This is a genomic window from Chryseobacterium sp. HNCC26DJ238 (assembly GCF_057180465.1).
Genome location: NZ_JBXUGI010000021.1, coordinates 53332 through 62253 on the forward strand (window position 1 = coordinate 53332; position 8922 = coordinate 62253).

General features: G+C 35.6%; 4 protein-coding genes. All 4 read left to right on the forward strand.

The genetic code is table 11. The features are described 5' to 3' along the window. Positions 1-7 precede the first annotated feature (7 nt). Positions 8-1243, forward strand: a complete 1236-nt coding sequence (gene nusA / locus AC2A07_RS17705; RefSeq protein ID WP_484051483.1) for a transcription termination factor NusA — start codon at positions 8-10, stop codon at positions 1241-1243. Between the two features lie 77 nt (positions 1244-1320). Then, on the forward strand, positions 1321-4311 hold the full coding sequence (gene infB, locus AC2A07_RS17710) for a translation initiation factor IF-2 (RefSeq protein WP_484051484.1): 2991 nt from the start codon (positions 1321-1323) through the stop codon (positions 4309-4311). 305 nt (positions 4312-4616) lie between these two features. Beyond that, positions 4617-7418: a SusC/RagA family TonB-linked outer membrane protein gene (locus AC2A07_RS17715; protein ID WP_484051485.1), complete on the forward strand. Its 2802-nt coding sequence runs from the start codon at positions 4617-4619 to the stop codon at positions 7416-7418. Between the two features lie 14 nt (positions 7419-7432). After that, entirely contained in the window at positions 7433-8899 is a 1467-nt protein-coding gene (locus AC2A07_RS17720; RefSeq protein ID WP_484051486.1) for a RagB/SusD family nutrient uptake outer membrane protein, read from the forward strand. The last annotated feature ends 23 nt before the right edge of the window (positions 8900-8922 follow it).

Genomic DNA, 8922 nt, shown 5'->3' on the forward strand with positions numbered 1-8922 from the left:
AAGATAAATGGATAATATAGCGTTGATTGAATCCTTTGGTGATTTTAAAGACGAAAAAGGGATCAGTAAGATCGATCTTATGGCAATTATTGAGGATTCTCTGAAAACTCTTTTAAGAAAAAGATTTGATTCTGATGATCATTTTGATGTAATTGTAAACCCTGATAAAGGTGATTTTCAGATATTCTTAAATAAAACTATCGTAGAAGACGAAATGTCTGAAGATGATGATCTGGAAATTGAAATTACCGAAGCTAAAAAAATTGATCCGACTTTTGAAGTTGGTGAGGACTTTACAATGGAAATCCCGGTTGCTCAGTTAGGTAGAAGAAATATTCTTACACTGAAGCAAATCTTGGCTACGAAATTGCAGGAGCATAACAATGCGATGCTGTATGAGCAGTTTAAAGATAAAATCGGTGAGATTGTAACAGGAGAAATTCATCATATTCGCCATAAACATGTAATTTTACTGGACGACGAGGAAAATGAATTTATTCTGCCAAAAGAAAATCAGATTTCTTCTGATTTCTTCAAGAAAGGTGAAAATATCAGAGCTATAGTAGAATCAGTCGATTTCAAAGGTTCGAAGCCTCAGATCATTATTTCAAGAACAGCTCCTAAATTTCTGGAAAAATTATTGGAGTTGGAAATTCCTGAAATTCAGGATGGAACAATTATTCTTAAAAAAGCAGTCAGAATTCCTGGAGAAAAAGCAAAAATTGCTGTTGATGCTTATGATGACAGAATAGATCCGGTAGGAGCTTGTGTTGGAGTAAAAGGATCAAGGATTCATGGTGTGGTAAGAGAATTAAGAAACGAAAATATTGATGTAATTCAGTGGTCAAATAACCCTGAAATATTAGTGAAGAGAGCTTTAGGCAATGTTACGATCAATAAGATTGATATAAACGAGGAAGCTAATTATGCAATGGTTTATACCCCTGTTGATGAAATTTCTAAAGTTATCGGAAAGCAAGGTCAGAATATCAGACTGGCTTCATGGTTGACTGGTTATGAAATTGACGTATACAGAGAGGCCAGCGAAGATGATGATGTTGATTTGAGAGAATTCAATGACGATATCGAACAGTGGATTCTGGATGAATTTAAGAAGGTAGGTCTTACGACTGCAAAATCAGTTTTGGATAAAGATACAGAGAGCCTGTTAAAAATGGTTGACTTGGAAGAGGAAACGATTAATGACGTAAAAAGTATCTTGAAAGCAGAATTTGAAGATTAAAATTTAAAAATAAATTTTAAAACAGTAAAAAAGAACACTTTAATTTTAAAAATTAAAAAAAACAGTAAATAATATAGATGCCAAAAATAAGATTAAATAAAGCGGTTAAGGAATTCAATATATCGATGTCGAGACTGGTAGAATTTTTACAGTCTAAAGATATCGTGGTTGAAAATAATCCTAACGCTCAATTAGAAGAGGCGGCATATTCTGCATTGGAAGCTGAGTTTGCCAAAGATGGTGAACAGCGTAAAGCTTCCCATGAGGTTGTTATTTCAAAAGTTCCGGAAGAAAAACTGGAAATTGAAGAGAAAAAAGCACCTGAAGTAATAAGAGCTAAAGCTAATAAACCAGAAACCAGAATTTTAGGTAAAATTGATCTTGAACCTAAAAAACCTGAAGCTGCGGAAGAAATATCTTCTCCGAAGCCTGCTCCTGCTCCTGTCGAGGAAAAGAAAGAGGAAGTTGAAGAAGTGAAAGAAGTGGCAAAGGAAGAACCAAAAGTGGTTTCTGAAACTAAACCAGCACCTGAAAAGCAGGAGTTCAAAGTGTTGGATAAAATCGATTTGTCTCAGATTGAGGGAAATAGAAACAGACCTGCAAGAAAAGATAAACCAAAATCAGAAGAGGTGAAAGCAGAAGTTAAACCTGTAGAACCTGTAAAAGAAACACCTAAAGCGGTTGAAAAACCAATTGAGAAAGTGGAAGAAAAAAAACCAGTACCTGTAGCCGAAGAGCCTCAGGAATCTCAGAAAATTGAAACGGTTTATCAAAAATTAGATGGGCCGAAAATTGTTGGTGAAAAAATTGACTTGACGCAGTTTGCGCCAAAGCCAAATTCCGGAGCCAAGAAAAAAAGAAAAAGAATTGAAAAGCCAGGTGGTCCCAATCAGAATACAGGTAACAACCAGCAAGGCGGAAATAATCAAGGCGGACAAAACCGTCCACAGGGTCAGAATGGTCCCGGTGGAAACCGTCCTCCAGGTCAGGGTGGGCCTCAGGGTAACAGACCTCCTGGACAAGGTGGGCAAAACCGCCCGGGTGGACCTCAGGGAAACAGACCTCCGGGACAGGGAGGACAAAACCGTCCGGCAGGACAGGGAGGTGGAAACCGTTTTGGAAACAATACCAGACCGGGTCAGAGAACCATGCCTGTTGAATTAACAGATGAGCAGGTTAAAAATCAGATCAAAGAAACTCTTGAAAAACTGACTAATAAAGGAGGTAAATCTAAATCTGCCAAACACAGAAAAGATAAAAGAAGTTACCGTAGAGAGCAGGATGAGCGTCAACAGGAAGCAGATGCAAGAGATACATCATTGAAAGTTACTGAATTTATTACTGTCGGAGAATTGGCAAGTTTGATGGATGTAAGTGCAACTGAGGTAATTTCTGCTTGTTTTTCATTAGGCGTAATGGTAACAATGAACCAAAGACTTGAAGCTGATACATTATTATTAGTGGCTGACGAATTTGGATTTAAAATTGAATTCTCAGATGCTGATCTTGAAGAAGCGGATTCTGAAGAAGATATAGATACTGAAGAAAGCCTTGTTTCAAGAGCACCAATCGTAACAGTAATGGGGCACGTTGATCACGGTAAAACTTCATTATTGGATTATATCAGAAAAACAAACGTTATTGCAGGTGAATCCGGTGGAATTACTCAGCATATCGGTGCCTATAATGTAAAACTTGAAAACGGACAGAGAATTACATTCTTAGATACTCCGGGTCACGAAGCCTTTACGGCAATGAGAGCAAGAGGTGCACAGGTTACCGATATTGCAATTATTGTAATTGCTGCGGATGATGATGTAATGCCACAGACAAAAGAAGCAATCTCTCATGCACAGGCTGCTGGAGTTCCAATGATTATTGCGATCAATAAAGTAGATAAACCGAATGCCAATCCGGACAATATCCGTCAGCAACTTTCAGGAATGAATATTCTTGTTGAAGAATGGGGTGGAAATGTTCAGGCTCAGGAAATTTCGGCTAAGATGGGGAACAATATGGATACTTTATTAGAGAAAGTATTGCTTCAGGCTGAGATGCTTGAACTAAAAGCTAATCCTGAACGCGTTGCGCAGGGGGTAGTTATTGAAGCTTCATTAGATAAAGGTAGAGGTTATGTAGCAACGATGTTGGTACAGACCGGAACTTTAAAAGTTGGAGATTATGTTGTAGCAGGTAAAAATCACGGTAAAGTAAAAGCTCTGCTTGACGAAAGAGGGAAAAACCTTGAAGAAGCAGGTCCTTCGATACCGGCTACCATTTTAGGTCTTGACGGAGCACCGACAGCTGGTGATAAATTCCGTGTTTATGCAGATGAAAGTGAGGGTAAGACGATTGCTAACAAGAGAGAACAGCTACAAAGAGAGCTTTCCATCAGAACGAAAAAACATACGACGCTTGAAGAATTGGGTAGACGTATTGCTTTAGGAGAGTTCAAAGAACTGAATATTATCCTTAAAGGTGATGTAGATGGTTCTGTAGAGGCACTTTCTGATCAGCTGCAAAGATTATCAACAGAAGAAATCAGTGTAAATATACTTCATTCAGGCGTAGGACAGATTACAGAATCTGATATTAACCTGGCTGCGGCGTCAGATGCTATTATAATAGGATTTAATGTAAGAGCTGGAGCCAATGCAAAAGAACTTGCAGATCGTGAGGAAATTGAAATCAGAACGTATTCTATTATCTATAAGGCAATCGATGAGGTAAAAGAAGCCATGGAAGGAATGCTTTCTCCGGAAATTCAGGAGCAGGTAATCGGTAATGTAGAGATTCGTGAAGTCTTCAAGATTTCTAAGATCGGTACTATTGCAGGTTGTATGGTTCTTACCGGAAAAGTAACAAGACAGTCTAAAGTACGTTTGTTAAGAGACGGTATTGTCAAATTCGATGGTGAACTTGAAAGTTTAAAACGTTTTAAAGATGATGTGAGAGAAGTTACGAAAGGCTATGAATGCGGATTAAACCTGAAGGGTTACAATGATATTGAGCAGAATGACATTCTTGAAGTTTATGAGGAAGTTGCTGTGAAGAAAAAATTGAAGTAATTATTTCATTTTATGAATATAAAACCCACTTATTGTAAGTGGGTTTTCTTTTTACACACTCATATTATTTATAATAATTATAAATAAGATATTTGAGTTTGTTTATTTTGTTGTCAAAACTCATTAAATGTTTTGAAATGTTTGATAAACAGTGATAATTTAAGTCTTTTTTTATTAAATTTTTATTTAATCGGTGATATGTTCGGTAATTGAATAATTATATAAATATTATTTTAGGTAAAAATTTGCATATATTAATATTTATTAACATATTTGCTCATTAAAAATATTAAAATTTTGTTAATATGAATGTTAAATTACGTGTATTAAGTGCGGGTGCCCTGTTCTTCTTAGGACAGATTGCTTACGCACAAGTAGCTAAACCGGATACTATTACTAACCAGAAAGATATTGAAGAAGTAGTAGTTACAGGTTATCGTACAAAGAAGACTGATGAGATTACTCAGGCTCAATCTGTTATTGGAAGTGAGGAGATGAAGCAACAATCAAATACGTTGTCTTTAACAAACATGCTGCAGGGAAAAGCTCCGGGAGTATTGGTGCAAACTCTTAGTGGACAGCCTGGTAGTGGGGGATCAATTACAATTAGAGGTTTTTCTAATTTTTCTAATACGGGAGCTTTGGTGGTTATTGATGGCCAGTATTCATCATTTGCCCAGTTAAATGCAATGAATCCTAGTGATGTTGAGTCACAGGTAATTCTTAAAGATGCTGCAGCAACTGCTCAGTATGGATCAAGAGCTGCTGCTGGGGTTATTGTTGTTACCACTAAGAGAGGAACCAAAGGAAAAACTAACTATAGTTTTGAGTCACGTTTCGGAACATCTAAGAAAATTTCTGATAAAGAAATGAATTTCCAGATGATGGATGCGGGTCAAAAATTGGCGTGGGAAAATGCAATTGCACCCTTTGTAGGAAATACTCCTTACACACCTGCAGAAGTTGCTGAGTTGACCGCACAAAATCATGATTGGCAGAAAGATATTTTAAGGAATTCAAGAGAAGAATCATATTTCTTTAGTGCTAATGGTGGCACAGACAAGAGTACATTTTATTACTCATTAGGATATGATAGTAACTCAGGTATTATTCAGAACTTAAATGCTTTAAAAAGATACAGTGCAAGATTTAATTTTGAAAATCAGTTAAGTGATAAAATCAGAATTGGGGTAAATACATCACTACAGTATCAGCAGACTCAAAATCAGAGAGATTTAAATAACGGACAGAATCCATTCAATTTTATGTATTCTGCTAATCCTTACGAGCCAGTATTTTTAGCGGATGGGACATATAATCCAACCAGTGCAGGTTTTCCAGTTTTGGAAGCTTTGACAACTAATACATCTTCTAACAGTAATCTAAGAATAAACGGAAATATCTTTGGAGAATATCAGTTTACAGATTGGTTGAAATTCAGATCTTCTTTATTTAATACATTTGCTCAATTAAAAGGAAAGTCGATTTTACAGCCAAAATCATATCTAGATGTTATCCTTGGACTTAACGGTCAGGTTAGCCAATCTAATAATGATTTGTACTATCTTACTGCTAACCAGAGACTAGATTTTGACAAAAAATTTGGTTCTCACAGCGTTAGTGCTACTGCTTTTTATGAATATAGTACTGAGGATACGAATACAATGGCAGCAACAGGAAGGAACTATAGAACTCCAGGTTTAGATATTCTGAGTAATATGGTAACTCCTTTTTCTACAACTGGAAGTAGAACTCAGACTAGAAGGACTTCATTGGCATTATTAGCTGATTATAATTATGATTTAAGATATTTAGTAAGTGCATCAGTTAGAAGAGATGGAAGCTCAAGATTTGGTTTAGACAATCAGTTTGGGGTGTTCTGGAGTGCAAGTGCTGCATGGAATATTGCAAAAGAATCATTTATTGATATGCCTGATTTAAAAGCATTAAAGTTAAGAGCTTCTTATGGTATTGCAGGTAATGATGCTCCAATTCCAGATTATGTTAATCAACCTTATGTAGGTTTTGGACTTTATGGGCCAAATGCTACAACAGTAGTGCCGACTACAGTAGGAAACAAACTATTAGAATGGGAAAAAGTTAAAATTACTAATTTTGGTTTAGATTTTAATTATTTGAATAGATTTAGAGGTTCGGTAGAATATTTTATCAACAAAAGAAGCGACTTTTTACAATTAATTCCAAATGCAACTGTACAAGGTGGATATACAGTATATGATAACTCTGGAGAATTAGAAAATAAAGGTATAGAACTAGATCTTTCTGCTGATGTTATCAGAAAACAAGATTGGACTTTCCAATTAAGAGGTAATTTCTCAAATGTTAAAAATAAAATTTTAGCATTAAGAGAAGGAGAAACAGAAAGAAACGTAGGTGTAAATAATAAACTTCAAGTAGGCGAATCTCCTTATTTTTTCAGGATGGTAAGATCTGCTGGTGTTAATTCACAGACAGGAGAGGCTTTGTATTATACAAATCGTACAACTGCTAACGTTGGAGAAACCTTTTATGATGTAGAAGGAGGTAGAGCTACGAATGTATATTCTAGTACTGATATTCAGGATATTAAAGATAAATCTCCGTATCCAAAATATTTTGGAGGATTTGGGGCAACTTTCACTTATAAGAAATTTGATATTACTGCAGATTTTTCATATAAATTTGGAGGTTATGCGGTAAATAATGAAGCTCTTAACAGACTTGATAGTTCTCAATTTAATACTAATAAATCGGTTGATGCCTTCAATTACTGGCAGAATCCTGGAGATACAAATGTTCTTCCAGCTCCTTCACAAGATGGAATATGGATGACTGACTATTTCTTACAAAAAACAGATTATATTAGATTCAGAAGCTTAAATGTTGGATATACTTTTGATAAGAATTTCTTAGGAGAAAATGTTCCATTAAGTTCAATAAGAGTGTATGCACAAGCTCAGAATTTATTCTTATGGACACAATTCCAAGGTGATCCTGAAGTTGCTGTAGGATCTGGAGAAGGTAATACTGATGTACCGGGATCATACACACTTTATACCTATCCTACTCAAAGAACTTTCACTTTGGGAATTGAATTACAATTTTAAAATTATTTGAGATTATGAAAAATAAAATAATAAAAATAACAATATTAAGCGCTTTTACATTGGGTATTTTAACTTCTTGTGAAAGAGAATTGGATCAGGTTTCTTACAGTCAGATTCCACTTGATGAGGCCATGACTACTCAGGCAAACTTCACCCAGGCTATAAATGGTGCCTATACTGCTATAAAGGGAGCTGGCTATTTTTCAGTTGATACGGGGAATCAGATTATTATACCTGATTTGACAACAGATAATTTAATTTATAACCCTCAGGGAAGAGGTTCTAATTTTACAGCATATAACTGGACTTTTTCATCCAATAATGGTTCTGTTACAGGGCTTTTTAGTCAAGCATATTTTGTTATTTCAAGAGCAAATATGCCTCTGAAATATATAAATAATCTTCCTGCTGGAGCTTTTAGAACTAACATAGAAGCAAATGCAAGAGCGGTGAGAGCTGCTGCACACTTTGACATTGTCAGAGCATATTGTAAAATACCAACACAGTCAGCTGATGCTAATTCTTCTTTAGGTATACCTTATGTAACTGAATTTAATCCTTTGGAAAATTCGACTATACGAACACTTACTGTAGCTCAGGTATATGACAATATTATTTCGGATCTAAATTTTGCAGTAAATAATATTACAGATGCTCCAACTGATAAATCAAAATTTTCTAAAGCAGCTATCTATGGTTTGCTGTCAAGAGTTTATTTATATAAAGGAGACTATAATAATGCAATTGCTGCAGGTAATTCTTGTATTGCTTTGTCTCCAAGTGTAGGAGCTATAGGTACTTTTGCTACTATATGGTCTTCAAATAATGTTGATGGGGTACTTTTCAAAGTACTTAATTCTACTCAGGAAAATGTAACTGTAGGTGTTGCTTATCAGCAAGGAGCTACAGCAACAGCAGGAAGTATCAGGTCAGAATATGTTGTGCCAAAATCATTGAATGATTTATATACTGCAACTGATATTAGAAAAAGTGCTTACATTAGAACCAGTGCTTATCAAGGTGCCTCCAGAAATCACGTAGTTAAGTGGGCATTTAACACTGGCGGAGCTACTCCTTTAAATGTGGTTGAAGTTAAATATTTACGAACTGCTGAAGTTTATTTAAATGTTGCTGAAGCTGCTTTCAGAGTTGGAAATGAAACATTGGCGAATTCTTTATTAAATGTACTTAAAACTCAAAGATACCAGGCATATGTTCCTGTGAATTTAACAGGTACAGCTCTTTCTAATGAAATTTTGAAACAACGTAGATTAGAATTAGCTTTTGAGAATGACAGATTCTATACACTTAAAAGATTAGGTCAGACCATGCAGAGAACAGGTGAAGGTCCAAATGTTGATGGTACTGGTAGTGCGTCTTTAGTACAGACTATTTTACCTAATGACACTAGATGGCAGTGGCCGATTCCTCAGTCAACTATAAATATTACGCCTACATTCCAGCAAAACCCTGGTTATTAATCGTAATCAATTATAAACTTTTA